Annotated in this window: 24 protein-coding genes and 1 tRNA gene; 10 read left to right on the top strand and 15 right to left on the bottom strand. The window is 66.1% G+C overall.

Annotated elements, in window-relative coordinates:
- A partial coding sequence (locus G3N96_RS21970) for a hypothetical protein (RefSeq protein WP_206138448.1) occupies positions 1-187 on the top strand: 187 nt, incomplete at its 5' end.
- A 307-nt stretch (positions 188-494) separates the two neighbouring features.
- Here G3N96_RS21970 and G3N96_RS21965 read toward each other — a convergent pair.
- The gene (locus G3N96_RS21965) at positions 495-1,025 is read right to left on the bottom strand and encodes a cytochrome b (protein ID WP_206138447.1); all 531 of its coding nucleotides are present in this window, start codon (positions 1,023-1,025) and stop codon (positions 495-497) included.
- A complete protein-coding gene (locus G3N96_RS21960; RefSeq protein WP_124582111.1) occupies positions 1,025-2,119 on the bottom strand; it encodes a catalase family peroxidase in 1,095 nt (364 codons plus the stop codon). Before G3N96_RS21960 ends, G3N96_RS21965 begins: the two co-directional genes overlap by 1 nt.
- A 156-nt stretch (positions 2,120-2,275) precedes the next feature.
- Here G3N96_RS21960 and G3N96_RS21955 point away from each other — a divergent pair, with 156 nt between their 5' ends.
- Positions 2,276-2,797: a sigma-70 family RNA polymerase sigma factor gene (locus G3N96_RS21955; protein ID WP_089493773.1), complete on the top strand. Its 522-nt coding sequence runs from the start codon at positions 2,276-2,278 to the stop codon at positions 2,795-2,797.
- Positions 2,794-3,552: an anti-sigma factor gene (locus G3N96_RS21950; RefSeq protein WP_206138446.1), complete on the top strand. Its 759-nt coding sequence runs from the start codon at positions 2,794-2,796 to the stop codon at positions 3,550-3,552. Before G3N96_RS21955 ends, G3N96_RS21950 begins: the two co-directional genes overlap by 4 nt.
- Before the next feature lie 247 nt (positions 3,553-3,799).
- Here the strand turns inward: G3N96_RS21950 and G3N96_RS21945 are convergent, their stop codons facing one another.
- From G3N96_RS21945 to G3N96_RS21935, 3 genes are all read right to left on the bottom strand, one after another.
- Positions 3,800-4,360, bottom strand: coding sequence for a hypothetical protein (locus tag G3N96_RS21945; protein WP_241022772.1), 561 nt, complete (start codon positions 4,358-4,360; stop codon positions 3,800-3,802).
- A 705-nt stretch (positions 4,361-5,065) separates the two neighbouring features.
- The gene (locus tag G3N96_RS21940; RefSeq protein ID WP_206138444.1) at positions 5,066-5,782 is read right to left on the bottom strand and encodes a hypothetical protein; all 717 of its coding nucleotides are present in this window, start codon (positions 5,780-5,782) and stop codon (positions 5,066-5,068) included.
- Between the two features lie 106 nt (positions 5,783-5,888).
- Positions 5,889-6,038, bottom strand: coding sequence for a hypothetical protein (locus G3N96_RS21935; RefSeq protein ID WP_206138450.1), 150 nt, complete (start codon positions 6,036-6,038; stop codon positions 5,889-5,891).
- Between the two features lie 587 nt (positions 6,039-6,625).
- On the opposite strand from G3N96_RS21935, the gene G3N96_RS21930 reads away from it, so the two are divergent.
- Positions 6,626-6,702 (top strand) — tRNA-Val (locus G3N96_RS21930).
- 308 nt (positions 6,703-7,010) lie between these two features.
- Positions 7,011-7,514 carry a DUF2628 domain-containing protein gene (locus tag G3N96_RS21925; RefSeq protein WP_206138443.1) on the top strand — a complete coding sequence of 168 codons (504 nt, stop codon included), beginning with the start codon at positions 7,011-7,013 and terminating at the stop codon, positions 7,512-7,514.
- Positions 7,515-7,615: 101 nt separating this feature from the next.
- On the opposite strand, the gene G3N96_RS21920 is transcribed toward G3N96_RS21925, so the two are convergent.
- Together G3N96_RS21920 and G3N96_RS21915 are read right to left on the bottom strand one after the other, a co-directional pair.
- Positions 7,616-8,497, bottom strand: coding sequence for a sigma-70 family RNA polymerase sigma factor (locus G3N96_RS21920; RefSeq protein ID WP_124582119.1), 882 nt, complete (start codon positions 8,495-8,497; stop codon positions 7,616-7,618).
- Positions 8,497-8,973 (bottom strand): carboxymuconolactone decarboxylase family protein, encoded by a 477-nt coding sequence (locus G3N96_RS21915; protein WP_206138442.1) that lies wholly within the window; start codon positions 8,971-8,973, stop codon positions 8,497-8,499. Before G3N96_RS21915 ends, G3N96_RS21920 begins: the two co-directional genes overlap by 1 nt.
- Before the next feature lie 551 nt (positions 8,974-9,524).
- Here G3N96_RS21915 and egtB point away from each other — a divergent pair.
- The 5 genes from egtB (at position 9,525) to G3N96_RS21890 (ending at position 13,217) form a co-directional block, all read left to right on the top strand.
- Positions 9,525-10,748 carry an ergothioneine biosynthesis protein EgtB gene (gene egtB, locus G3N96_RS21910; protein WP_206138441.1) on the top strand — a complete coding sequence of 408 codons (1,224 nt, stop codon included), beginning with the start codon at positions 9,525-9,527 and terminating at the stop codon, positions 10,746-10,748.
- On the top strand, positions 10,732-11,745 hold the full coding sequence (gene egtD / locus G3N96_RS21905) for an L-histidine N(alpha)-methyltransferase (RefSeq protein WP_206138440.1): 1,014 nt from the start codon (positions 10,732-10,734) through the stop codon (positions 11,743-11,745). Before egtB ends, egtD begins: the two co-directional genes overlap by 17 nt.
- A 296-nt stretch (positions 11,746-12,041) precedes the next feature.
- Positions 12,042-12,344: a hypothetical protein gene (locus tag G3N96_RS21900; RefSeq protein ID WP_046550033.1), complete on the top strand. Its 303-nt coding sequence runs from the start codon at positions 12,042-12,044 to the stop codon at positions 12,342-12,344.
- 43 nt (positions 12,345-12,387) lie between these two features.
- Entirely contained in the window at positions 12,388-12,642 is a 255-nt protein-coding gene (locus tag G3N96_RS21895) for a hypothetical protein (protein WP_206138439.1), read from the top strand.
- A 188-nt stretch (positions 12,643-12,830) separates the two neighbouring features.
- The gene (locus G3N96_RS21890) at positions 12,831-13,217 is read left to right on the top strand and encodes a hypothetical protein (protein ID WP_206138438.1); all 387 of its coding nucleotides are present in this window, start codon (positions 12,831-12,833) and stop codon (positions 13,215-13,217) included.
- Positions 13,218-13,473: 256 nt separating this feature from the next.
- Here the strand turns inward: G3N96_RS21890 and G3N96_RS21885 are convergent, their stop codons facing one another.
- The 8 genes from G3N96_RS21885 to G3N96_RS21850 all read right to left on the bottom strand — a co-directional run bounded on the left by G3N96_RS21885 (position 13,474) and on the right by G3N96_RS21850 (position 25,234).
- The gene (locus G3N96_RS21885) at positions 13,474-16,500 is read right to left on the bottom strand and encodes a DEAD/DEAH box helicase family protein (RefSeq protein ID WP_206138437.1); all 3,027 of its coding nucleotides are present in this window, start codon (positions 16,498-16,500) and stop codon (positions 13,474-13,476) included.
- On the bottom strand, positions 16,500-18,518 hold the full coding sequence (locus G3N96_RS21880; protein ID WP_206138436.1) for a site-specific DNA-methyltransferase: 2,019 nt from the start codon (positions 18,516-18,518) through the stop codon (positions 16,500-16,502). The genes G3N96_RS21885 and G3N96_RS21880 overlap by 1 nt, the downstream gene beginning before the upstream one ends.
- 338 nt (positions 18,519-18,856) lie before the next feature.
- The gene (locus tag G3N96_RS21875) at positions 18,857-19,987 is read right to left on the bottom strand and encodes a porin (protein WP_206138435.1); all 1,131 of its coding nucleotides are present in this window, start codon (positions 19,985-19,987) and stop codon (positions 18,857-18,859) included.
- Positions 19,988-20,268: 281 nt separating this feature from the next.
- The gene (locus G3N96_RS21870) at positions 20,269-20,946 is read right to left on the bottom strand and encodes a response regulator (protein WP_206138434.1); all 678 of its coding nucleotides are present in this window, start codon (positions 20,944-20,946) and stop codon (positions 20,269-20,271) included.
- A 13-nt stretch (positions 20,947-20,959) separates the two neighbouring features.
- A complete protein-coding gene (locus G3N96_RS21865; protein WP_206138449.1) occupies positions 20,960-22,327 on the bottom strand; it encodes a sensor histidine kinase in 1,368 nt (455 codons plus the stop codon).
- Between the two features lie 88 nt (positions 22,328-22,415).
- Positions 22,416-23,273, bottom strand: coding sequence for an ABC transporter permease (locus tag G3N96_RS21860; RefSeq protein WP_089438879.1), 858 nt, complete (start codon positions 23,271-23,273; stop codon positions 22,416-22,418).
- 37 nt (positions 23,274-23,310) lie between these two features.
- Positions 23,311-24,108, bottom strand: a complete 798-nt coding sequence (locus tag G3N96_RS21855) for an ABC transporter ATP-binding protein (protein WP_039351969.1) — start codon at positions 24,106-24,108, stop codon at positions 23,311-23,313.
- A 121-nt stretch (positions 24,109-24,229) separates the two neighbouring features.
- A complete protein-coding gene (locus tag G3N96_RS21850) occupies positions 24,230-25,234 on the bottom strand; it encodes an ABC transporter substrate-binding protein (protein ID WP_206138433.1) in 1,005 nt (334 codons plus the stop codon).
- Positions 25,235-25,376 lie beyond the last annotated feature (142 nt).

The following is a 25,376-nucleotide window of genomic DNA, read 5'->3' as shown; positions in this document are numbered from 1 at the left end:
CCTGACTTACTTTAGTGTGAGACTCTTGATACTTTCGCTATCTGATCCGAGGATCAGCTCGCTTTCATCAAGCGCCCACACTTATCGGCTGTTAATTTTTAAAGAGCATTCTGCGAGGAACTTCGTGCTTCCCGACAGCGCTGCGTTTTCAGCAGCAGAGAAGCGAGATTATCAACCGTTTTTTTAAATCCGTCAACAACTTTTTTAACTACTTCGTTGCGACGACTGCGGTTTAATTTCGTCAGCACTGGAATCGATAAAACCGACTTCAACAGCACCGCTTCCCTTCTTTCCCCGCGCTGCGTTTCCGTTAGCGCGAAAGAGGCGTGATTCTAAGCATCTGCTTCAGTCTCCGCAACCCCTTTTGTGAAATTATTTTGACATGTGGTAGCGGGGGGCTCTGAACCTGTTCTCCTCATATATATGCGACACGGCGGGAACAGCCCCGGTTGCCCGTGAGCCGCCCCGCCGCATCGAACACGACCCACCGTCGCTCACCGCCCCACCATCGCCCTCACCACACCGTCCCGTCGAATCAGTCCGTGATACAGCGCCGCGGCAAAGTGCGCGAGGAACGTTGCGAAGAACAGATAGGCCAGCACCCGGTGCGCGACCCGGAGCCACGCGAACGTCACCGGATCAGCCGACACCAGCGCCGGCAACTGCACACCCCCGCCCAGCGTCACCGGATACCCGCCCGCCGACAGCATCGCCCACCCGATCAGCGGCATCGTGAACATCAGCGCATACAGCACGAGATGCGACCCGTGCGCGGCAACCCTTTGCCACCACGGCAAGTCCTCGGGCAATGCCCGCGGCTTCGACAGAACCCGCACCACGATCCGCACGCAAACCAGCACGAGCACGGCAATACCCAGCGGCTTGTGGATCGCCACCAGAAGCGCATGCCGCTCAGAGACAGACGCCACCATCCCCACCCCGATGAACAGCATCGCGATGATCATCGCGGCCATCACCCAGTGCAGCACCCGCGCCGGCACGCCAAACGTCGTCGAAGCCTTCATCACCGTCCCTCCCCACTCAATCGCGCCACGCCCGCTACCCCGGCCTCTTCACTCGTCCTGCGCAGATACGAATCCGCGTAAGCCGCCGACCGCGCCGGTAGCAACGGATCTCCCGACACCTGAATCCCCTGCGGCAGCACCGTCGGGTCGTAATTCACGTCACGGCACGGCCCACTGTCCTGCGCCTCCACGTGGTCGAGCACGAGCGTGCCCGCATCGATCGTCGTGCGCTGCGCGGGCCAGACCTTCGTCGCGTCGTCCACCGGGTCGCCAGGCTCCGCCAGCGTGACCAGCAGCTTCCACTTCTGCGGACCGGCCGCGATGCGCTGCGTCACGTCCTGCTGCAACACGTTCGGGTCCGCCGCCGTCGCGACGTCGCCGGCGCCGGCCGTCTGCTCCGGCACGACGCGCCACCGCACCGCCTGGCGCTTGCCCGCCGCGTCGACGAAGTAGAACGCGTTCAACCCGTAATAGCTCTCGGTGACGTAACTCGCGCTCGGCTTCGCACCTTTGATCCACTGCAGGAACGCGGCCGTCTCCGGATGCGCGCCGAAAAACGCCTTCACCTTCGCCGGGTCGGGCTTGCCCGTCTTCGGATCGGGCCGGGTCGCCATCAATTGCGCATAGAACGCCTGCGGCGTCGCGACCGGAAACACCGGCATCGCGTTCATCCCGGTGCGCCATTGCTCGCCGTCCGGCGCGGTGAGCCTCAGCGCGAGGCTGCGGATCGGCACGCTGCTGTCGGGCGCATACGGATTCCCGCCCGGCAACGCGAACCGCCCGACCACCGGCGTGCGCACCGCCTGGAAGAACGGCGCGACCGAATACGCGCTCGCGGCACCGTTGCCTTCGAAGTAACCGGTCACGCACACGCCCTTCGCGTGATTGCGCCGGAAGCCCGGGTGAATGCCGCCGCCGGCCGTCTGCAACGCGTCGACGATCCGGTGCGGGGTCAGACGCGCCGGCGCGAGCCAGCCGCCGACATACCCGAACGCCACGGCCACGCCGGCCACCGCGCCGCCGATCGCGGCCCAGCGCCACCACCCGCGCCCGGGCTCGCGCTGCGGCGAAGAAGAGGAAGAAGATCGCTCCATATATAGGCTCCCGACCATCAGGTCATTGTCGAACCGGCGTAAGACGCCGCCCGCATCGCTTTATTCCACGAAAAGTTTTTTCGTATGCTGGTGGAATAAGCGGCGCCGACCGGCGTCCTACGTGGCATCTCGACCCATTCGGCAACCGGCCCGGCCATGCCCTCCACCGCCCTCGACGACGAAGCACTGCGCGAACTCCTCCCCAGGCTGCGACGCTTCGCGCTCTGGCTGGCGCGCGACGTCCACGCGGCCGACGATCTCGTCCAGTCGACGCTCGAGCGCGCGCTGTCGCGCTGGACGAGCCGCCGCGACGACGCGTCGCTGCGCAGCTGGCTCTTCACGATCCTGTACCGGCAGTTTCTCGACGGGAAACGCAGCGCGAAGCGCTATGCGTGGCTGCTTGGGCGCATTCGCGACGACGACGAAGCGCACTGGCCGTCCGCCGAACGCGAATTCGCGGCGCGCGCGACGCTCGAAGCATTCGGCCGGCTCTCCGACGAGCAGCGCAGCCTGCTGCTGCTCGTCGCGGTCGAGGGCTTCACCTATCAGGAAGTCGCCGACCTGCTCGACATTCCGATCGGCACCGTGATGTCGCGGCTCTCCCGCGCGCGCCAGGCGCTGCGCCAGCTCAGCGACGGCGAGCTTCCCGCTCCCTCTTTGCGATTGATGAAGAAATGAACACGCCTCCGAACGAACATGACCTTCAGGCCTATGTCGACGGCCATCTCGACGACGATGCGCGCGCCGCGGTCGAGCGCTATCTCGCGCTGCATCCGGCGCGCGCGGAACAGGTGAAGCAATGGCAGCAGGACGCGCAGCGGTTGCGGGCCGCGCTGGAAAGCGTGCGGATGCCGGCGGACAACCCCGCGCTGGATCCGGCGGCGATTCGCGGACGGCGCATGGAGCGCTCGCGGATGCGGTTCGCGATGGCGGCTTCGTTCGTGTTCTGCGTCGGGCTCGGGACATTCGGCGGCTGGCAGGCGCGCGGGTGGAGCGCGCAGCCGCCCATCGCGCCGATGAGCGATGCGGTCAAGGCTTACCAGATGATGGTGGTCGATCGGACGGCCAAGGTCGATTACCGGCCGACCGGTGCGGGCGATTTGCAGGGATGGCTCACCAGAGGCGTGGGCGCATCGGCGAAGCTGCCGGATTTGAGCGCGGCGGGATTCAGGCCGGTCGGTGGGCGGTTGTTCACGACGGACAGCGGGGCGACTGCCGCGATGGTGCTCTATGAGGACGAGGCCGGACGGACGCTGAGCTTCTATCTCCGGCCGGCGGAATCGAAACATCGGCTGCTGCCGGCCGGGCAACGCGTGGACGGTGCGCTGCTCGCGCGGTATGGATCGGTGAACGGGCTCAACTATGCGGTGGTCGGGCCGACGGGGAGTCTTGGCGAGAAGGCAGTCGTGCAGGCGCTCGATCAGCAGACTTGAAGCGGCAGGATGCGCGCCCGGCTGGCGGTTGGTGGCGGCCGCCAGCGCCTTTGGTGGGGCGGCCCGGCGGGCTTGGACGGACGCCCGCTCACCATTCGCCTGCACAGCGTTTCGACTGACTTTTCCCGGCTGTTATGCACATCGCGCCACGCCGGCGCCCTCACCTTTGGAATCACAGGGTTTCGATTCGCCGTGGAACAGGATGTCCACATCGATCACGGGTAAGCGATCCGGCTTCCAGGGAGGGCTACGATCCTGTCCGTCCAGGTTGAGTCGCCACGGAGACCTGGCTGCCGGCAAGCATCTTGTTCATCCGGCGCACGAACACCCAGTGCCAAACCCAGAGGAAAACCGCGACACCGCCAGCGATCGAGCCAATGGCATTGGGTATCAACGAAAGAACCTGAGCAAGACACCATCCGATGCCGCTGATCCGGCCAAACGAGCGCAACCCCGACAGAGCCGGATTGATACGAGACTCCGCTTCCAGGGACTTCGCCACGTTGGAAACAATAAAGAAGTCCTCGATGAAGTTGTAGGGCAAGAGGAACATCAGCCAGACGCTGTTGGGTTCGGCCGCACGCGATCCCCGGTTGACCGACTTCAGCGTCGTCCGCAGGTCGCTCGCGTAGGCATAGACCAGCGCCAGGAAAACCGCGACGACGACGATGCTTCCGATTGTCCCAAGCACCGGTATTTCGCCGAGAACGCCTCCGTCTTCGGAGGGATGGACAAGCGGATAGGCAAGCCCAAACGCAACGGGGATGCTCAGAATGGCTTTGAGAATGGTCCGTGCAGTTGCGCTCATGTGTATCGGAGGGAATCGGTGCGTTGTCACGGGCAGCATAGCGAACGGTTATCCTCGCTGGGCGACTTTGTCCTGGCATATGCCGCCTTCTCTCGCGACGCTCGCCGAGTCGGTGCCTGAAACGCACCGCGAATCGTGGAGTCGAGTGGTATGCAAGCGCGATAGCCACTGCCCGTGAAGTAACGCGAACATCCTCGCCGAATTCGCGTACCCTCACCCGTTGAATGCACAGGGTTTCGAGTGCCTTGGCTGCTCGATATCCACAAGGCATTCCATCATGACGGATCGCGCGAGCAGGCTCCACATCGCCTGCGCTATTCCGGAAAATCGCTGTCAGACAAGACGTTCTGGCTGATTCACATGGTCGAATGCAGGGTGCTCACCTGTCAGATGCACAGCGATTCGACTGGTTGGGTATGCGAGTTGTCCACATACGCGCTGTGGACAAGCGCACGAAACCCGATGCACGTTCCGCATACCCCCCATTCTCAGGGCTTGCTTCTTTCCGTCCAGTTGCGTGCTCGAACATTCTGATCGGCTTGTCGAGGTCAACATTCGCCGAGATCTGCGGCGAGCTTGTGATCCGGGCACACGCTCACCTTGTGTCGGCACAGCGTTTCACATCGTTTTGGGACGCGGTTGTCCACATGTCGATTCTCACGCAACGGCGCCAGCCGCACGCCCATCACGATTGCTCCGTTGCGTTCACGTCCGCGTGTCGTCCTTGCGCAGACCGCTACGTTCCAGCACCTCTCGCAGGCACACCGGACACACGAGCTCACCGGCGTCCCACATCTGTACGAACGTGGCCCGATCACCGATGCGAAACGTCGATTCAACGATGTCGATGTCCGGCCCGAGCACCTTGCGCAAGAACGCTTCGTCGAACCAATGCGTGACCCCATGCTCCACGCTGGCATTGGTCACCCGCACGACGTGACAATCGCGGATCACGTCGATCGACAAGATAGCGGCCTCGATATCCGGTGAGGTTCGCGTCGGTCGGATCAACCCGTGCAACTCACAGCGCGCGTCGCCGCGCGACCACTTCGCATTCGCCGCGACGACGGACGTGTCGAACGCTTGCTCTTTCGTCGTCGGTTTATAGGGCACCTCGCCGGAACGCACGAGCAGCTCGTCCAGGCATGCCGAACACAGACGCTCCCGCAAGCGCTCCAGCGCCGCAATCTTCGGAAACGCCGTCACGTGCGCAACGTTGTCGATAAAGGTCGCATCGACCTCGTGCTCGGCAAGTTCAGCACGCAGCATCCACATTTTCAGGCTGTATTTCCGTCGGTCGAGCGAAACCTTCACGAGCTCGCCGGACATGAACTGCCCGCGCTGCCGGATGCGCGCGGCAATGCCCTTCGATGTCGTGATGCCGTTGTCGCGTCCGTACCGACCGCAGTGAATGGGGCCCATTACCCGCTCCGGTTGCGGGCAGTGCTCGCGGTGCCCAAGTTTTGCTTCGGTTTCATCGTGTCGGTCGTCATCATCCCCTGGAGTCGAGATCGAACTTCACGTTGAATCATTCGCCCTTGTAGCGGCAACACAGGACATCGGCTTCCGGAATCGACAGGCGCTGCTCGAACACGATGTCGCCCGGGTGTTGCTGCAACCGGCGTACGACGGCATCGATATCGAGTGCGTCGAGCCGGGTCAACGAGGAATCACTCATCTGTCGTGGGCCGGTGCGCCAGGCCCTCGCATTCCGAATGCCGGCGATTCTACAGATACAGCGGCTCGCGCATCGTCCGATGCCCTCACAGCTTGCCGCTTCGTTCATCCGATCACTGCACGCAGTGCATATCCCGCACGGATCACAGTCGACGGACTGTGCTTATCCAAAGGTGTTAACAGAGTTCGTATACATACGTAGTGATAGTTAACAAACCCTGTGCCTCACAGTGGATAACGTCCCTAACCTCATGAATTCTCGACGGGAAGCAGAATGCATAACCCTGGGTGTGCCACGTGAACAGCTCCCGGCAGCACAGAATAACTTTTCGTCGATTCACAGCCGCGGCGACATATCCTCAATCGTTCCACTGTGAATCCAGAGGCTTGCCGGATGGTTATCCAGAGGGCAATGTGGATAACACCACAGCGCATCGACGCGTTTTGCTGTGATGCGAACGGGTGAAGCCAACGTTCCCGGCATCGCCACACAACATCGATCGTCGGCCTCCGCGCACGCTGATTCAAAAAATTTTCACGAAGGGGCTTGTGCTCCTCAAAAACCCTCTCTATAATTCGCGGCTTCTTAGGCTCGTAGCTCAGTTGGTTAGAGCACCACCTTGACATGGTGGGGGTCGTTGGTTCGAATCCAATCGAGCCTACCAACGAACAAATGAAGGGGTCTGGCAGCACAACTTGCCTACAGGCAATGCGGCTCGCCAACATACAAACGCCACGCGGCAACATCGCGTGGCGTTTTTCTTTTTCCGGCCGAAACAACGCATGTCACCCCGATGCGTTGCGCGATCCACGGCATCGCATCCTTCCTCGCCGACACTTCGATCCGCCATACAACGGCCACTGCGCCGCGCGTAGAATCGTGTGCGCATCGACGCAGCGGTTCCGACCGTCGCCCGATCTCCAGCACATCAAAACTACGACGCGCGATCCGCGCGACCGAGAGCACACGACCATGTCCGACGTCACGACCGCCACGTCATCCGCGAGCAACGACGAGATCGCCGCTTTCGTCGGCAAGAAAGCCGCCTGGTTCGAAAGGAAGTGGGAGATCGCCGCATCGCGAAAGAACCGGCAGTCGTGGAACTGGGCAGCCTGTTTCCTGGGCCCGGTGTGGATGGCGTATCGCTGCATGTACTGGCAGGCGGCGGCCGTCCTGGGCGCGACGCTCGCGATCACGCTGGTCGAGCTGCTGTTCTTCCCGCGTTACTTCGAATCGACCACGTTCGACCCGGTCACCATCGGGATCGCCGTCACGCTCGGCTGGTGCGGGAACAGCCTCTACAGGACGTACGTCGTACGCCAGATCGAAAAGCTGCGCCCGAGCGCGACGTCCCGCGAATCGCTGCTCGCGCTGCTGGAAGCGCAGGGCGGCACGAACTGGCTCGCGGCAGCCGGTTTTGCAATCGCAACGCCGTTGCTCGGCTTCCTGATCTACATCATGGCCGGGACGTATTGAGCGCAGGAGCCGGCGGCCGGTAAGGCAGGGCGGCAGGGCGAAGAAAAGGGCGCATCGCGGCCGCGCATGCGCACGGCTCCCGACGCGTGATCCCGTTACTCTCAATGCAAATGCTTCAACTTGTCAGGATTCCGCACGACATAGATCGCGACGATTTTCCCGTCCTCGATCTCGAGCGCCGTGGTCTGCAGCTCGCCGTCCGCTTCCTGCGTAACGAAACCCGGCAGCCCGTTGATGAACCCCGCACGCACGAGCTTCGACGCATGCGTGGCGAACAGCCTGGCCAGGTACTCGTGCACCTTCATCACACGCTCGAAGCCGAGCACCGGGATGCCCGCGGCCGGGCGCTTGCCGCCGCCATCCGCGTGCAGGCTCACGTCCTCGGCGAGCATTGCGCCGAGCGCGCGCATGTCGCCGCTGCGTGACGCCGCAAAAAACGCTTCCGCCAATTCGATCCCGCGCTGCTTCTCGACATGGAAGCGCGGCCGCGCCTCGCGCACATGCGTGCGGGCTCGCGCGGCGAGCTGCCGGCACGCGGCCGGGTCGCGCTGGATCGTCGTGGCCACTTCATCGAACTCGAGGCCGAACACGTCGTGCAGCAGGAATGCCGCGCGCTCCAGCGGCGAGAGCCGTTCGAGCGCGAGCAGCAGCGGCAGCGTGACGTCTTCCTGTTCGTCTTCCTCGACGACCGGCTCGGGCAGCCACGGGCCGACATAAGTCTCGCGCTGGTGCCGCGCGGACTTCAGCTGGTCGAGGCACATGCGCATCACCATGCGGCGCAGGAACGCTTCAGGCACGCGCACCTCGGTGCGGTCGACATCCATCCAGCGGATGAACGCCTCCTGCACCATGTCCTCGGCATCCGCAACGGAACCGAGCATCCGGTACGCGACGCGGATCAGCGTGCGGCGCAGCGGGTCGAAGCTCGCCGCCGCATCGGCCCGTGCTTCGACGCTGCCGTTGGCCGGGTCGAGGTTCGGCATCAGGCCACCATCTTCGCGGCGGCGGCCTTTGCATCGGCCGGCTCGATCCACAGCCCGAAGCCGACCGCGAGCCGGTTCCAGCCGTTGATCACGTTGATCATCAGCGTGAGTTTCACCTGTTCCTCCTGGCTGAAGTGGTCGTTCAGCGCCGCGTAGGCCGCTTCGTGCGCCGCGTGGTCCTCCGACAGTCGCGTGAGTGCGTCGGTCCAGCCGAGCGCCGCGCGTTCGCGGTCGGTGTAGCAGGGCGCTTCGTGCCACGCGGACAGCAGGTAGATGCGCTGCTCGGTCTCGCCTTGCTCGCGGGCTTCGGCCGCGTGCATGTTAATGCAGTTCGCGCATGCGTTGATCTGCGATGCGCGGATCTTGACCAGCTCGACCAGCGTCGGCTCGAGGCTCTGCGCGGTGGCGACCGAGACGGTCATCCAGCTCTTCATCAGGGCGGGCGCGGCGGCAAACGGGTTGAGTTTCGCAGTCATGGTCCTTCTCCTTTCGTGTGGGTTCCGGTGATATGACGAGCGAGCCCCCCGCGTGTGTGACATCGACGCGAAATTTTTTTCGAAGCCGGCGAGCAGGTCGGCGCGGAAGGCCGCGGGGGAAGGGCGGGCAGGGTGCTTGTCGAACGCGATAAACGCGGCGAGCATGCTTCGCGCGCCCGTGCTGGTCAGACGATTCCGCATTCACTCAGGGAGACGAGCGCGGCCGCGCGAGCGTCCGCGGCGTGCGTCGATCACGACGGCCGACGCATGCTCCCCGATACGCGCGGATGTCAGCAATTGGCAGGTGATCGGTTGCTTTCATTTACATTTATCTGCCGTTTCATCCGCATCTCGGTCAGCAACATTCACATTTCTGGCCCATACTGTTCTGCACGGGCGGATGAAGTGACGCCGCATCCGCGGCCCGGCGCGCGCGCCGGCTGCCCGACGACGCAGCAGCAGGTCGCACGTCAGCCGCGCGCATCACGCGCAAGGCTTTCCTTTTTCCGGCAACACGCAACGCAGCGAATCGCGACGTGGACGGTAAACCGATGAGCCTCCTTGCCTCACAGCTTCAGCGCCGTTACCAGGACGTGCGCGCCCATAGCGTCGCGTTGACCGCGACGTTGTCCGCCGAGGATCAGGCCGTGCAGTCGATGCCCGACGCCAGCCCGACGAAATGGCACCTCGCGCATACGACCTGGTTCTTCGAAACCGTCGTGCTGATGCGACGCGTGCCCGGCTACGCGCCGTTCAACGCGGCCTTCCAGTTCCTCTTCAATTCCTATTACGAAGCGCTCGGCCCGCGCCATCCGCGGCCGCAACGCGGGCTGCTCACGCGCCCGTCGCTCGACGAGGTGCATGCGTACCGGCAATACGTCGACGACGCGATGCTGCGCGCGCTGGCTGGCGCCGACGCAGCGTTGCTCGAGACGATCGCGCCCGAGCTCGTGCTTGGCCTGCATCACGAGCAGCAGCATCAGGAGCTGATCGTCACCGACATGCTGCATGCGTTCTCGTGCAACCCGCTGAAGCCGGCGTTCCGGCCGCGCAACGGAACGGACGCGGGCGCGATGGCTGCAGGCGACGCCGGCGCGCAGCACTGGCTGCATCAGCCGGGCGGGCTCGTCGAGATCGGCCACGACGGCGAGGCGTTCTCGTTCGACAACGAACGGCCGCGCCATACGGCGCTCGTGCGGCCGTACGAGATCGCGAACCGCCTGGTGACGAATGCGGAATTCGCGGCGTTCGTCGCCGACGGCGGCTATACGCGCCCCGAGTTCTGGCTGTCGGACGGCTGGGCCACGGTGCAGCGGGAAGGGTGGCAAGGGCCCGCGTACTGGACGCTCGATGACGACGATGCGGCCGCCACGCGCGTGCGGCGCACGTTCGGACTGCATGGCGTCGAGCCGCTCGCACCCGACGCGCCGGTGTGCCACGTGAGCTTCTACGAAGCGGCCGCGTACGCGGAATGGGCCGGCGCGCGGCTGCCGACCGAATTCGAATGGGAAGCCGCGTTCCCCGCCGAGGGCATCCGGCAGATGCTCGGGCACGTGTGGCAATGGACGCGCTCGTCCTACGAGCCGTACCCGGGCTTTCGGCCGCTCGTCGGGGTAGCGGCCGAATACAACGGCAAGTTCATGGTCGGCCAGCAAGTCCTGCGCGGCAGCAGCATCGCAACGCCGCCCGGGCACGAACGGCCGACGTACCGCAATTTCTTTCCGCCGGCCGCGCGCTGGCAATTCACGGGAGTGCGACTTGCGCGAGACGTCTGACCAGACGGCCACGAGCGGTGGCCAGCAACCCGCCCGCGATTCGCGGCCGAGCGCGTTCGAGCGCGACCTGATCGACGGGCTGTCGCGTACGCCGCGCAGCATTCCGCCGAAATACTTCTACGATGCGGCCGGCTCCACGCTGTTCGATCGCATCTGCGCGTTGCCCGAGTATTACCCGACCCGCACCGAGCTCGGCATCCTGCGCGATCGCGCGGCCGAGATCGTGCGGCGCGTCGGCCCGCATGCGGAACTCGTCGAATTCGGCGCGGGCTCGCTCGAGAAGATCCGCGTGCTGCTCGACGCGTTCGCGGGCAACTATGCGAACGCGCCGGCGCGTTATGTGCCGGTCGACATCTCGGCCGATTACCTGCACGGCGCGGCCGCGCGGCTGCGTGCGGCGTATCCGTGGCTCGACGTCGCGCCGATCGCCGCCGACTACACGAAGGCCGAGCAACTGGCCGAGTTGACCGCGGCACCAGCGCGGCGCATCGGCTTCTTTCCCGGTTCGACGATCGGCAATTTCTCGCCGGAAGAGGCCGATGCATTCCTGCGTGATGCCGCGCGGCTGCTGCGTGGCGGCGGCTTGCTGGTCGGCGCGGATCTCGTGAAGGACGCGCGCACGCTGCACGACGCGTACAACGATGCGCAGGGCGTGACCGCGCAGTTCAACCTGAACCTGCTGGTGCGCGCGAATACCGAGCTCGGTGCGGATTTCAACGTCGACGCGTTCTCGCATTGCGCGTTCTACGACAGCGTGCGGCAGCGCATCGAGATGCATCTCGTCAGCGACGTCGCGCAGACCGTGCACCTGCGCGGCCACGCATTCCGCTTCGACGCCGGCGAGCGTATCCACACGGAGAATTCGCACAAGTTCACGATCGACGGTTTCCATGCGATCGCACGCCGCGCCGGATTCGTGCCCGATACCGTATGGACCGACGCGGACAACCTGTTCAGCGTGCACTGGCTGCGCAGCGTCGACGATATTCGCGCGTGATGCACGTGCTTGCGAACCGCTCGCGGATGGTGCGGGCGGTTCGCTTTCGGTGTTTTCCAGCTCACGCCTGCGCGTGTCGATCTCACGGTTTCGTACCGAAAATCCCGTTTTTACCGGCCCGATGCCCCGCTGCAACGGTGTTTGGAATGCCGCCTCTTCCTTGTCCAGCAAGGGTTTGCAGGAACCCGTAAACGTCCGTTACCTGTCTCGCATACCCGTTTCACCTGTGTCTGTGTCCGGTGCCTAGACTCCGAACCGTATTCACTTGACGCACGGCACGTGCAGGGAGTTGCGAGATGAACAAGAAACTCATTCTCGGTGCAGTTCTCGGTGTAGCGGCGCTGGCAGCTTCGGGCGTCGCCTCGGCCCACGTCGACCTGTCGGTCGGCATCGGCGTACCGGCCTATGCGGCGCCTGCGCCCGTCTACGTGGCGCCGCCTCCGCCCGTCATGTACGCGCCGGTCGGCTATCGCGACGACGGTTGGCGTGGCGACGGCTGGCGTCAGCGCGAATGGCGCGAACACGAGTGGCGCCGCCGTGAATGGCGCGAGCACGAATGGCGCGATCGCGGCGGCTGGCGAGGCGGCCGCTGGGATTGAGCGAAGCGGCTCGACTTGATCGCCACATGAGGAGAATGAAAACATGATGCCCATTCGACACATCAGGCGGTGTGCCACCGCGGCCATCGTTGCGCTAGCCACCATCGGCAGCGCGCACGCGGCGGGCTGCATGAAGGGCGCGGTGGTCGGCGGTGTGGCCGGCCACTATGCGGGGCACCACGCGGTCGTCGGCGCGGTTGGCGGCTGTATCGTCGGCCACCACATGGCGAAGAAGCAGGCGCAGGAGCAGGCCGCGCAACACAGGGCCGCCGCGCAGGGCATCCAGCCGGCGCAGTAAGCATCATCGTCACCGGGGCGGCGCTGCGGCGCCGCGCCCACCTGCCTCGTTCCCCGCTCAAGCACGATCCGGATTGATCTGACGAATGCGCGTCGCGCGCCTCGTTACGATCATTTACAACGTCGTGTGGCGCGAATCCGGCGCGTTCATAGAATGCAGTCACACGAACGCGCTCCAGGGAGCACAAGATGAAACAGCAACGATATCTGTCCGTACTGACGGCCGCGCTGCTCGCGCTCGGCACGGTGTCCGCGTATGCCGCAGCCGGCGGCAATGGCGGTGGAAACGGTGGTGGCGACGGCGGAGGTCACGGTGCAGGCGGCCTGGGCGGCAATGCAGGCGGCATGTCCGCCGGCCACATGAGCGGCCACGCGCTGAGCAACTCGAACGGCATGCACGCGGGCGACCGCGACAAGGGCCTGTCGCGCGCGGCCGACCGCTCCGACACGATCGCCGATCGCGCCGGCGCGCAGCCGGGCCGCGGTCACACGCACGCACACGCGCATGGCCACACGACGCACGCGTCGACGTCCACGCATCATTCGCACCACCACGCATTCGGCCGCACGCTTTAGGCGCGGCGCGCAATCGTGACGGAAGGGCGCTTCGGCGCCCTTTTTGCATGGCGGGAATGCAACGCCGCTGTCGCGCGAAAACATCGTGCCGACCCGATTTGCAACCAGCCGTAACCGCGCCGCGAACGGGCGCCAATACGGATCGCTTACACGCGGGTAACAGACCGGAAATCGGAGCAAGGCGCGCGCATGACGAGCGCGCCGGGCCGCGTCGAAAAAGCCGATAAAAAAGGGCGGCTCATCGCCGCCCTTCGTCTTATTGCCCGGCGCTCGCCAGTGGCACTGCAGGTTCGAACAACGCGTCCGCCTGCCTCACGCGCACGAAGCGCGCCGCGCCGTCGCCATCCACCAGCGCCCGGAAATGCGCCTCGCCGCACGCGAGCTTCGCCCGCTCGTGCTCGCTCGGCACGTTGCCGTCCGCATTCGGTGTATCGACGACGAAGTACAGCCGTTCGCCGCCGTCCTGTTCCGCGAGCACGGCCCAGTCCGGGTGATAGCTGCCGAGCGGCGTCTGCACGCGGAACCATGCAGGGAGCTTCGCGTACAGCTTCACGCCGTCGTGTGCCTCGAGCGCATCGGCGAATGCGCGCTCCGCGTCCGTCTCGCACACGACCGCCTCGTGGATCGACTTCTGCGCATCGGGCCGCAGGTTGCGCAGGTAGCCGGTCAGCGCCTCGCTCTCGAACGATTCCAGCGCATGCACATGGCGCTCGCCGAGCTTGCGGTACGCGATGCCCGCGACGAGCGCGTGGCGCTTGCAGCGGTTGATCGCATCGGCCGCGACCGCGATGAACTGCTGCGGATTCACGCGGAAATCCTCGAGCCGGCCGCTGTCGGCCAGGATCGTCGCGAGCGAACGGCGCGTGAGCTGCGTGCGGTCCTGCAGCTCGGTGAGCAGGTCGGGCAGCGGCAGCTCGCCTTCGTCGAGCAGCACCGTGCCGGCGCCGGCCACCTCGATCGCCTCGATGCCGGCCTTGCCGATGTCGATCTCCGCCTTGCGCCACTGCAGCCGTGCGCGCGCGATGTCCGGCGCGGCGTGAAGCGCGGCCGCGCAGTCGCGCACGAGCTTCGCGTTGTCGAACTCGACGCGGTACACCGTGCGATGGCGGATGCGGTCCCACAACGCGCGGAAATCCTCGCCGAACACGACGGCCTTGCCCGACGCATCGCGCCGCAGCGCGATCGCGCGGCGCTCGTCGGCATTGCGCACGGCGAAACGGCCCGACAGCTTGCGCAGCGTCGCGACGATCGGCGCACGCAGCATCTCGAATGCCGCCGGCAGCACCAGCGCGCTCTGGCGCAGCGCATCCTTCAGCCGGTCGAGCACCTTGCCTTGCGCGTCGACGTAGCCTTGTTCGTGCAGATGATTCCACAGCACGCGCGACAGCTCGACGCCGAGCGCATGCGCGGGCCCGTCGCCTTCCTGCACGGGCAGCGCCGCGAACTGGTGCTCCTCGACGATCCCGAACCGGATGCCCGTATCGGCCTCGATCTCCTTCTGCAGGTTCTCCGCGAACGACTCGTAGCGCTCGGTCGCGATCACGGTGAGCGTGTTCACGCCCGGATCGCGCACGCGCTCGCCGTCCTGGTCGACCGCGAGGCGCAGCCCGCGGCCGAGCGTCTGGCGGCGCTCGCGTTCGGTCTGGATGTCGCGCAGCGTGCAGATCTGGAACACGTTCGGGTTGTCCCAGCCTTCCTTCAGCGCCGAGTGCGAGAAGATGAACTTCAGCGGCGTGTCGAACGACAGCAGCGCTTCCTTCTCGCGCATGATCAGGCCGTACGCACGCTCCGCGTTCTCGCGGGCCGCGGCGCTGCTTTCGCTCGTGTCGGTCCAGCCGCCCTTGCGGTCGATCGAGAAGTAGCCGTTGTGCGCGCGCCCGACTTCGAGCGCGACGTCGACGCCGTCGAACAGCGCGCGGTAGGCCGGCACGCGTGCCGCACGTGCGTATTCCTCTTCGAAGATCAGCGCGTAGTCGCCCTTCGCGGGCATGCCGTTCTCGTCGTAGCGGCGATAGCGCTCGACCGAATCGACGAAGAACAGCGACAGCACCTTCACGCCGCGTTCGGCCAGGCGCAGTTCCTTGTCGAGATGTTCGCGGATCGTGCGGCGGATCATCTCGCGCTGCACGGCGAGCGTGTCGATGTCGCCGAACGCCTCGCCGAGCGACAGGAACGCCTCGCCTTCCGGATGGCGCAGCTCGACGTATTCGGCGCCCTTCACCGCATGGACTTCGCCGATCCGCAGCCCCGCGTACAGCGCGCGCTTGGTCAGGCGTTCGAGATCGTCGCCGTCGGTGGCCGACACGATCTGGCGTTTCACGCCGGCCGTCGTCGCGACGTCGAGCTCGACGCGCGCACTGATCGCGCCGCGCCGGTTCGACACGCCGACGAGCCGCACGTACGGCTTGTTGTGCGCATCCTCGACGATCGCCGACGCGATCTCGATCTGCTTGACCAGCTTGCGCTCGTACGCGTCGACCGCGTCGAGCCGGTACACCATGTGGTGGCGGTCGACGTGCGTGGCCGAATAGCGCAGCGTGCAGAGCGGCGCCATCGCGGCGAGCGCTTCGCGGCCGCGGCCTTCGAGCCCGCCGTCGACGCTTTGCGGCTCGTCGACGATCACGATCGGCCGCGTCGCGCGGATCAGGTCGATCGGCTTCTCGCCGCCGGTCTTCTCGCTGTCCTTGTAGAGGTTGTTGATTTCCTTCTTGTTGATCGCCGCGACCGTCATCACCATGATCTGGATCGCCGCGCTCGCCGCGAAGTGGCGCACCTGGCCGAGCTTCGCGGAGTCGTACAGGAAGTAGTCGTACGGCACGCCGGCGTACAGCGCGCGGAAGTGATCCTCGGTGATCGCGAGCGTCTTGTGCACGCCTTCCTTGATCGCGATCGACGGCACGACGATCACGAACTTCGTGAAGCCGTAGCGACGGTTCAGCTCAAAGATCGTGCGCAGGTAAACGTAGGTCTTGCCGGTGCCGGTCTCCATCTCGACGGTGAAGTCGCGCGAGCCGGGCAGGCCGGACGGCGGCAGCCCGCCGCGCAGCTGCACGTCGGCAAGATTGCGCGCTAGCGCGTCGTCGGTCAGCGACAGCCGGTTGCCGACGCCCTGTTCCGACACCGCGAAGCCGAGCGAGCCTTGCGCGGCGGCGGTCGTGCCGGGCGCGGCGTTCGCGAGCACGCTGAAGTCGCCGCGATACGATTCCTGGCCGCGAAACAGGTCGCAGACGGCGTCGATCGCCTCGCGCTGGTAGTCGAGATCCGCTTCGAAATGCAGCCGCATCACAGGCTCCGCACGCGCTTCACGCCGTGCTGTTCGAGCAGCGCGGCGAGATTGAGCTTCGCGACGTCGTCGACGAAACCGCTGTCGCGGAACAGGCACGTGACGTCATGCGTCGTGCCGGTCGCATCGAGCAGGTCGACGATGCCGTCGGCCAGCGGCCCCGCGTCGTCGCGCGAAATGCGCGCATCGAAGCACGCGACGATCGCGCGGCCGATCAGGTGCACGGTCTTGCCCGCCACCTGGTGATGCTCGACCGGCGTGCACAGGTCGAGGCCGAGCTTCAGCGTCAGCTCGGCGAGCAGGTCGTCCTCGGTGCGGCCGGTCTTCACGTGCTCGACGGACGCGAAGAGCGCGTGGTCGAAGTCGTCGCGGCGCGGGTCCCACTCGATCACGTTGGTCGTGTCGAGCCGGTACACGCGGAAGCCGAGGTCGCCATAGCTTTCCGGATAGTCGCGCGCGACCTGCTGCGCGGCGCGGCGCAGGCGCTCCTTCGTGATTTCGGCGAGCGTCAGCGGCTTTTTCAGCTTTGCGCAGAAATCGGCGGCCGCCGTCTGCGTCTTGTCGCGGCGGTCGAGCGCCTCGGGCAGCTGCACGAGGATGTAGCGGCGCGCGCCGCCGTCGGTCGCATTCACCTGCATCACCGCGTGGCCGGTCGAGCCGGAGCCGGCGAAGCAGTCGAGCACGATGTCGTCGCCGCGCGTGCACCAGCCGATCACGGCCGCCGCGAAATCGACCGGCTTCGGCAGGTCGAACGGGATGCCGAGCGTCTTCAGCAGCGCGTCGTCGGAGCCGGCGAACGGCAGCACCGACGGCACGTTCTCGTACATGTTCTCGTCGAGGTAGTAGATCCGCTGCGGCTGCGTGGTTTCATCCGCGCCGAATTCGATCTGGCCGCGCTCGATCAGCGCCTGCATCGTCGCGGGCGGGTTGCGCCAGCCGCGCGCCGGCATCGCGCACGGCTTGCCGGTGACCGGGTGGATCAGCGGCGTGAAATACTCGTCCGGGGCCTTCTTCTTGTTCGGCCAGGCCATCGACACGAGGCGGTACACGCGGCCATCTTCCGACAGGCGGTCGTACATCACCTCGCCGCCGGACAGGTTGGTCTGCGCCTTCATCCATGCGCGGTACGCCTTCTGCGCGTCCTTCGCGTTGCCGCTGCGGTAGACGGCGTCGTGCGCGGCGTCGAGCATGCGCTGCGCATTGCGCTTCGGGCGCTTGAGCGGCGCCTGTTCGAGCAGCGTCTCCGCGTTGCGCGCGAACAGCACCAGCGATTCGTGCTGGTACGCGACGCCGCGCGCATCGCCCTTCGGGTTGCGCTTGTCCCATACGGCCACGCCGAGCTCGTTCTCCTCGCCGAAGATCTCGCGCAGCATCAGCACCAGTGCGTGCACTTCATGCTCATCGATGTGCACGGCGATCAGCCCTTCGTCGGACAGCAGCGCGTGCGCGAGCTTCAGGCGCGGATACATCATGTTCAGCCAGTCGGTGTGGAACCGGCCGTTCGCCTCGGTGTTGGTGCTGCGCTTCACGCCGCCCTGGGTCTGCCCGGTCATCGCCAGGTAGTGGCGGATGCTGTCGCTGAAGTCGTCCGGATAGACGAAATCGCTGCCGGTGTTGTACGGCGGGTCGATGTAGACGAGCTTCACCTTGCCCGCGTAGCTCTTGTGCAGCAGCTTCATCACGTCGAGGTTGTCGCCCTCGATCACGAGATGGCGCGTGTCGTCCCACGCGACGCTGTCGTCGGGGCAGGGCCGCAGCGTGCCCGTCGACGGCGTGAGCGCGGCCTGGCGCGCGCTGCGCTTGCCGTGCCAGTGGAAGCCGTAGCGCTCGTCGGCATCGCCGACCGTGCGGTCGCCGACCAGCGCCTTCAGCACGTCGACGTCGACCGACGCGCCGTCGGGGCCCTCGGTCACGAGTTCGGGGAACAGCGCCTTCAGGCGCGCGACGTTGTCGGCGGTGAAATCCGTCGACATCGCCTGCGGGCTGGCCGCATCGAGTTTCTGCATCGTCTTTTCCATCGGAGCCCGGCCGCGCGCGCCAGGACATCGGGCGCACTCACGGCCCCGGCGGCAACGGCCACCCGGGCAAACCCGAAACGCTATCGAGTCACCCGGCCGAGGTCAAGCGCCGATGTGGGGCGATCGTGCGGGCATCGGCCGCGATTGCCCGCCGGACGGGCCGCAAGCGGCTTCGGGCCGGTTGTCGCATGGCCGGCCGGCGGGTGCCTGGCGGGCATCCCCGGGGCACACCGGAAAGGACGAAAAAAAAGGGCACGGTCGGCGCCAGGCGCCGGCGTGCCCGCATGGAGAATCCCCGGACGGAGGGTGCGGCAGGGCCCGTCGGGCCCCGTTTCAGGTCAGAAGCGCGTGCGGATGCCCGACGTCAGTTCGAGCTGGTTCTTCGCGCCGAACGTCGACGACACCGTGTAGCCGCCATGCAGCTTCATGTAGTCGCCGGCGAGGTACACCTCGGTGCGCTTGCTCAGGTGATAGAACACCGACCCGTAGATCGTCTCCTTGAAGCCGTTGGCGACGCCGTTGGTCAGGCTGAACGCGCCGAGGTTGGCGTTCGGCGTGAAGCCGTCCGCGTTGTTCGCGGCGTTCTTGATGCGCATCTGCTGGTAGCCGAGCTCGTAGTCGAGCGCGCCCTTCGGCGCGATCTTCAGCGACACCGTCCACGAATCGTCGTGACGCTGGCCGAGCGGGCCCTGGTCGCCGTTGTAGCGGAAGTAGCCGGCATTCAGGCGCACGATGTCGAACGTGTAGTTGCCGCCGACCGAGAACGTCTGGTTCCGGAAGCCGTTGTGGTTCACGTGGTTGTAGAAGCCCGACACGTTGAACGGGCCGCCGTTGTAGCCGAGCGCGGCCTGATACGCGGAGCCGGTCGCGAACGACGTCGAGTTGCTGAACTGGTAGCCGGCGCTCGCGAAGATGCCGTTGCTGAACAGCTTCTTCCACGCGACGCCGTTGTTGTAGCGCGTACCGGTCGGGCCGGCCGCGTAGAAGATCATCTGCTTGAAGTTGTTCGAGTTGGTCCAGCCACCTTCCTCGGTCGTCAGCTTCGCGGAGCCGTACGCGTCGCCGTAGATCGCGGCCGCGTCGCGCGCGATCGTGTTCTGGAAGCCGGCCGTCAGCTTGCCGAAGCGCTCGTCCTCGACGCCGACCCAAGCATCACGGTCGAAGATCTGGCCTTCGTCTTCCATCTGGCCGTTCGCGACGACGAATTCGCTTTCGAGGCGGAAGATGATCTTCGTGCCGCCGCCGATGTCCTCCGCGCCGCGCAGGCCCCAGCGGCTGCCGCTGAACCACGGCTCGCCTTCGTTGCCCATGCCGATCACGTGATTGCCGTTCGCGTCGGCGTGGGTCCGGTAGGTCGGAAAGCTCAGGTCCATCAGGCCGTAGAGCTGCACGCTCGACTGCGCATGCGCCTGGGTGCCGGCGCACAGGCCAGCCGCCGCGATGGAAAGGGCAAGGGTTTTTCGTTTCAAGATCGTCTCCTCCGAGCTGCCGCATTGGAATCTGGTCGTTGGCAGTACGCAATGTATGCCGACTCTTGCCGGCCACAGCGAGAGGGCCGACGCATAGCATCGTAGAGGGGGCAATCCTTCACGACGCTTTCCCGGGCGCAAGAATCGGATCGGTGAAAACACCGAACGCGCAACCATCGCGGATCGGGCAGGCGGGCGGAAGCCGGCAAGCCGGGGGCGCCGGCATGCATCGATGACGTTTCGTGCTACGAATCGGTATTCAGGGCCCGCAGTGGGGCCCGTCAGTCCTGCGTGCTCTTCATGCGCAGGATGTAACCGAGCCCGCGCAGCGTGATGATCTCGGCCGTGCTGCCCGCGAGATGTTTGCGCAGCCGGTGGATGTAGATGTCGATCGCGTCGGCGCTCGGCTCGTCGTCGAGCGCGAACACGCTGTCCATCAGGCGCGCCTTCGACACCGTCTTGTTCTGCTGCAGCATCAGCGTTTCGAGGATCGCGTGCTCGCGGCGGCGCAGCGCGAGCACTGTGTCTCCGCAGCGGAATTCGCGCGTGCCGAATGCGTAGACGAGATCGCCGCACACGAGCTGCGTCGTGCCGACGCCGGCCTGCCGGCGGATCAGCGCGCGAATCCGCGCGACCAGCTCGCGCGATTCGAACGGCTTCACGACGTAGTCGTCGGCGCCCGCGCCGAAGCAGTCGACCTTGTCGTCGACCGAGCCGTGGGCGGTCAGCATCAGCACCGGCACATTGTCGTTGCGGCGCCGCAGCCGCGCGAGCACTTCCTTGCCGCTGATGCCGGGCAGGCGCATGTCGAGCAGCACCGCGTCGTAGCGTTCGGTCTTCAGCACCGTGTCGGCGCGCTCGCCGTTGCCGACGGAGTCGACCGCGAAATCCTCGCCGCGCAGCAGGTTCACGATCCAGTGCGCGAGTTCGGCGTTGTCTTCGACCAGCAGGAGTTTCATGACGGCCTTCTCTTCAATCGTAGGCGGGCAGCCGCACGGTTACGACGATACCGCGATTGCCGGCCCCCGGCGCGAGCGACGCGCTGCCGCCGTGCGCCTGCGCGATCTCGCGCACGATCGCGAGCCCGAGGCCCGAGCCTTCGGTGTCGGCCGACACGCGGTAGAACCGCTTGAACACGTGCGGCCGCGCTTCGGCCGGGATGCCGGGGCCGTTGTCGACCACGTCGAGCACGATCGCGTCGCCGTCGCGACGGCCACAGACCGTCACGCAGCCGCCCGGCTGCGTGTAGCGCACCGCATTGTCGACGAGGTTCATCACCAGCGCGGTCAGCAGGCTGTCGCTGCCCGCGACGTCGAGCCGCTCGCCGAGGTCGGCCCCGAGATCGATATCGCGCCGCTGCGCGAGCACGATCGTTTCCTCCAGCACGCTCGACACCACGGCCGCGAGATCGACGCGATGCGTGAGCAGCGTCGACGGCGTCGCTTCCGCATGCGCGAGCAGCAGCAGCTTGTCGGTCACGTCGGCCATCTTGCGGCTGCTGCGCTGCATGCTGTCGAGCACCGACGCGAGTTCACGATCGTCGTTGCCGCGCTGCTGCGCGTACTGGATCTGCGTATCGAGCACCGCGATCGGCGTGCGCAGCTGGTGCGCGGCATCCGCGATGAAGCGGCGCTGCGTGGCCGTGTGCATGTTGAGCCGCGCGATGCACTGGTTGATCGCGTCGACGATCGGCCGCAGCTCGTTCTGCAACCGTTCGGGGCGGATCGGCTCCAGCTCCATCGGCCCGCGGTCGGCCACGTCGTCCTTCAGCTTCATCAGCGGCCGCATCTCGAAGGTGAGGCCGAGGTACACGAGCCCCATCGCGAGCACCAGCATCAGCGACAGGCGCACGAGCTGCGGCCGCCAGATCGTCGCGACCATCGCGCCGTACGAACGCGTCGTCTTCGCGACGACCACCGTGACCGTCTCGACCTGCCCCTCGTCGTACAGCTGGCGATCGTAGGCCACCGCGCGCAGCGGCACGCCGTCGAGCGACGTGTCGTACATCGTCGGTTCGACGCCGTGCCGCGCGGGCACGGCGAGCGCCGGCGTGCCCGCGAGCAGGCGTTCGTGACCGTCGATGACCTTGTAGAACACCGAATCGCGCGACGGCGATTCGAAGATCTCCAGCGCGGCCGGCGGCACGTCGGCGACCGGCAGCCCGTTGCGCCATTCGACGTCCTCGCCGATCGTGCGCGCCGACGCGACGAGCGCGCTGTCCTGCACGAGCGCGGCCGTGGTCCGCGCGGTGTCGTACGACATCGCGCCCGCGATCAGCACGAACACCGCGAGCGGCAGCAGCAGCCACCACAGCAGCCGTCCGCGCAGGCTGTGCGCCATCCTGTTGCGCTCCTTCTCCGAAATGCCGAACCGCGCCGGGAGCGCCGGCGCGGTCGGGCGTGTCATGTCAGGCGTCCGTCCGCGGCGTTCAGAACGCCGCGGGGCGCCACTTCAGCAGCCGCTTCTCGAGCCACGTCAGCAGGTAGTCGGCGGCCAGCGCGACCACGGCCAGCACGATCATCGCCGCGAACACGCCGCTTGCGTTGAACGCGCCCTGGGCGGTGGAGATTAGCAGGCCGATGCCCTGCTTGGAACCCAGGAATTCGCCGACGACCGCCCCGACCAGTGCGAAGCCGAAGCTCACGTGCAGGCTGGCGAGAATCCAGCTCAGCGCGGACGGGATCACGACCGACGTGGTGATCTGCCGGCGCGACGCGCCGAGGATCTGCGCGTTCGCGATCAGGTAGCGGTCGGCTTCGCGCACGCCCTGGAACGCGTTGCCGAACACGACGAAGAACACCATCACGACGGCCAGCGCGATCTTCGACGCCATCCCGAGGCCCAGCGCGATCACGAAGATCGAGCCGAGCACGACGCGCGGAATCGAGTTCGCGATCTGGATGTACAGGCCGAACACGTCGGCCATCAGCTTGTTGCGGCCGAGCACGATCCCGCAGATCACGCCGGCCACCGAGCCGATCACGAAGCCGATGCCGGTTTCCTCGAGCGTGACCCACACCTGCGTGAGCAGCGGGCCCTGCGACGTGCCGTTGACGAACCAGTCCTGGATCTGCGCGAAGATCAGCGTCGGCTGCGAGAAGAAGAACGGATCGATCCACTTCAGCCGTGCGGCGAGTTCCCACCCGCCCAGCACGATCACGAGCACGGCGATCCGCAGGCCGATGATCAGTTGCCGGCGGCGGCGCAGGCGGGTTTGAGCGGCGCGCGACTCGTCCTCGAGCGACGTTGCCGGAATGGCGGTGGGGGGAAGCGTCATGTCGGTCATGCTCCTGTCCTTGCGGTCCTTGCCTTGAGCGTAAGCGTCAGCCGATCTGCACTTCTTCGCGCAGGTCGTGCCAGATGTCCTTGGAAATTTCGATGAAGCGCGTGTCGTAGCGGATCTCCGACGTGACGCGCGGGCGCGGCAGGTCGATCTCGTACACGCGCTTGAGCGTGGCGGGCCGCGCGGTCAGCACGAACACGCGGTCGGCCAGCGCGATCGCCTCTTCCAGATCGTGCGTGACGAACACGACCGAGCCCTTGTTCGCGGACCAGAGCTGCAGCAGCTCGTCCTGCATCAGCGTGCGCGTCTGCATGTCGAGCGCGGAGAACGGCTCGTCCATCAGCAGGATTTCCGGCTGGTTGATGAAGGTCTGCGCGAGCGCGACGCGCTTCCTCATCCCGCCGGACAGCTGGTGCGGGTAGTGCTTCGTGAACTTGTCGAGGCCGACCTTGCGGATCCATTCCTCGGCCTGCGTGTACGCGACGTCCTTCGAGCGGCCGCGAAACAGCGGGCCGGCCGCGACGTTGTCGATCACGTTGCGCCACGGGAACACCGCGTCGGCCTGGAACACGAAGCCGATGCGCGGGTCGATCCCGTCGACCGGACGGCCCATCACGCGTACTTCGCCCGTTGCGGGCTTGAGCAGCCCGGTGATCAGGTTCAGCGTGGTCGACTTGCCGCAGCCGGTCGGGCCGACGATCGCGATGAACTCGCCGCGCGCGACGCTCATGCTGAAGTCGCGCAGCGCGACGGTGGCCTTGCCTTCCGGCGAAATGAAGCGGCACGACACATTGCGAAACTCGATCGCCGGTGTGCTCGGGGAAACTGCCTGGTTCATCGCATTGATCCTGCGGGTGAGGAGGGCGTCGCATCGTGGCGACGCCGGGCCGGTCAACCGGGCCGGAACGGGGCACGCACGGCGGCGGGATCGCCGCCGCCGGCGCCGCTACCGGGTTCGCTTACTTCGCGTTCACGAAATCGTTCGTGTAGGTGCGCGCCAGGTCGATGTGCTTGCCTTTCACCGACGGGTTGAACGCCGACAGCACCTTCAGCACGGTGGCCGGGCCGTCGGCCGGCATCTTGCCGTCGGCCGTGTACATCGGCAGCGACGCCTTCAGCGCGCTCACGTACAGCGCCTTGTCCTTCTGGTAGTCGGCCGGCATCTTCGCGGCGATCTCGTCGGCGCTGTGCGTGTGGATGAACTGCATCGTCTTCGCGAACGCATGCGCGAGCTTGGTCGCCTGATCCTTGTGCGAATCGGCCCAGGCCGACTGCACGTACAGGCTCGCGGCCGGGTAGGTGCCGCCGAGCGCGGCGCGCGTGCCTTCCAGCGTGCGCAGGTCGACCAGCACCTTCGCGTCGCCCATCTTCTCGAGCGCGGAGACCGTCGGCTCGGTCGTCATGCCGGCATCGATGCGGCCCTGCTTGATCGCGGCGATGAAGCTCGCGTCGGCGCCGACCGGCAGCATCGTGTACTGGGTCGACTGCACGCCGTGCTGCAGCGCGAGGTATTGGGTGAGGAAGCTCGTCGACGAGCCGAGGCCCGTCACGCCGAGCGTCTTGCCCTTCGCGTCGGCCATCGACTTGAAGGTCGGCGCGGCCTTGGTCGACACCATCTCGACTTCGCCCGGCACCTGGCAAAGCACGGCGATCGCCTTCACGTCCTTGCCCTTGCTCTGCAGGTCGACCGTGTGGTCGTAGAAGCCGACCACGCCCTGCACGGCGCCTGCCAGCAGTTCGTTCTCGGCGTCGACGCCGGCCGGCTGCGACAGCAGCTCGACATCGAGCCCTTCGGCCTTGAAGTTGCCGAGCTCCTGCGTGAGCCGCGCGGGCAGGTAGATCAGCTTCGCGATCCCGCCGACCATGATCGTGATCTTGCCGCCGTCGTCGGCGAAAGCGGGTTGAGCGGCGAGCGCGCAGCTGAGGCTGGCTGCAACGGCGAGGGTGCGCAGGATGGGTCGCATCGGGATCGTCTCCTTCGTTGTATTCGTATGGCGCGATGCTTGCTGCATCGTCCTGACGAGTATAGGGACGCGAAACCTTCTGCAACCTTTCGCGGGTTGGCGGTTCCTTTAGGGGTTTTCCAGCAACGGAAGCCTGGAACAG

It is taken from the genome of Burkholderia sp. Se-20373 (genome assembly GCF_017104705.1).
Classification (GTDB): Bacteria; Pseudomonadota; Gammaproteobacteria; order Burkholderiales; family Burkholderiaceae; genus Burkholderia.
The sequence above is the reverse complement of the archived record's forward strand: the minus strand, read 5'-3'. Positions and strand labels throughout refer to the sequence as shown.

Excerpts from the sequence above, each read along its gene's own strand:
- G3N96_RS21945 (WP_241022772.1), bottom strand. The coding sequence starts at position 4,360 with ATGAGCGCAACTGCACGGACCATTCTCAAAGCCATTCTGAGCATCCCC.
- G3N96_RS21865 (WP_206138449.1), bottom strand. The coding sequence starts at position 22,327 with ATGGCGCACAGCCTGCGCGGACGGCTGCTGTGGTGGCTGCTGCTGCCG.
- G3N96_RS21920 (WP_124582119.1), bottom strand. The coding sequence starts at position 8,497 with ATGCCGAACCTCGACCCGGCCAACGGCAGCGTCGAAGCACGGGCCGAT.
- G3N96_RS21950 (WP_206138446.1), top strand. The coding sequence starts at position 2,794 with ATGAACACGCCTCCGAACGAACATGACCTTCAGGCCTATGTCGACGGC.
- G3N96_RS21880 (WP_206138436.1), bottom strand. The coding sequence starts at position 18,518 with ATGGAAAAGACGATGCAGAAACTCGATGCGGCCAGCCCGCAGGCGATG.
- G3N96_RS21850 (WP_206138433.1), bottom strand. The coding sequence starts at position 25,234 with ATGCGACCCATCCTGCGCACCCTCGCCGTTGCAGCCAGCCTCAGCTGC.
- G3N96_RS21915 (WP_206138442.1), bottom strand. The coding sequence starts at position 8,973 with ATGACTGCGAAACTCAACCCGTTTGCCGCCGCGCCCGCCCTGATGAAG.
- G3N96_RS21855 (WP_039351969.1), bottom strand. The coding sequence starts at position 24,108 with ATGAACCAGGCAGTTTCCCCGAGCACACCGGCGATCGAGTTTCGCAAT.
- G3N96_RS21900 (WP_046550033.1), top strand. The coding sequence starts at position 12,042 with ATGAACAAGAAACTCATTCTCGGTGCAGTTCTCGGTGTAGCGGCGCTG.
- G3N96_RS21895 (WP_206138439.1), top strand. The coding sequence starts at position 12,388 with ATGATGCCCATTCGACACATCAGGCGGTGTGCCACCGCGGCCATCGTT.
- egtB (WP_206138441.1), top strand. The coding sequence starts at position 9,525 with ATGAGCCTCCTTGCCTCACAGCTTCAGCGCCGTTACCAGGACGTGCGC.
- G3N96_RS21890 (WP_206138438.1), top strand. The coding sequence starts at position 12,831 with ATGAAACAGCAACGATATCTGTCCGTACTGACGGCCGCGCTGCTCGCG.
- G3N96_RS21925 (WP_206138443.1), top strand. The coding sequence starts at position 7,011 with ATGTCCGACGTCACGACCGCCACGTCATCCGCGAGCAACGACGAGATC.
- G3N96_RS21870 (WP_206138434.1), bottom strand. The coding sequence starts at position 20,946 with ATGAAACTCCTGCTGGTCGAAGACAACGCCGAACTCGCGCACTGGATC.
- G3N96_RS21960 (WP_124582111.1), bottom strand. The coding sequence starts at position 2,119 with ATGGAGCGATCTTCTTCCTCTTCTTCGCCGCAGCGCGAGCCCGGGCGC.
- G3N96_RS21955 (WP_089493773.1), top strand. The coding sequence starts at position 2,276 with ATGCCCTCCACCGCCCTCGACGACGAAGCACTGCGCGAACTCCTCCCC.
- G3N96_RS21935 (WP_206138450.1), bottom strand. The coding sequence starts at position 6,038 with ATGAGTGATTCCTCGTTGACCCGGCTCGACGCACTCGATATCGATGCC.
- G3N96_RS21860 (WP_089438879.1), bottom strand. The coding sequence starts at position 23,273 with ATGACCGACATGACGCTTCCCCCCACCGCCATTCCGGCAACGTCGCTC.
- G3N96_RS21885 (WP_206138437.1), bottom strand. The coding sequence starts at position 16,500 with ATGCGGCTGCATTTCGAAGCGGATCTCGACTACCAGCGCGAGGCGATC.
- G3N96_RS21965 (WP_206138447.1), bottom strand. The coding sequence starts at position 1,025 with ATGAAGGCTTCGACGACGTTTGGCGTGCCGGCGCGGGTGCTGCACTGG.
- G3N96_RS21940 (WP_206138444.1), bottom strand. The coding sequence starts at position 5,782 with ATGGGCCCCATTCACTGCGGTCGGTACGGACGCGACAACGGCATCACG.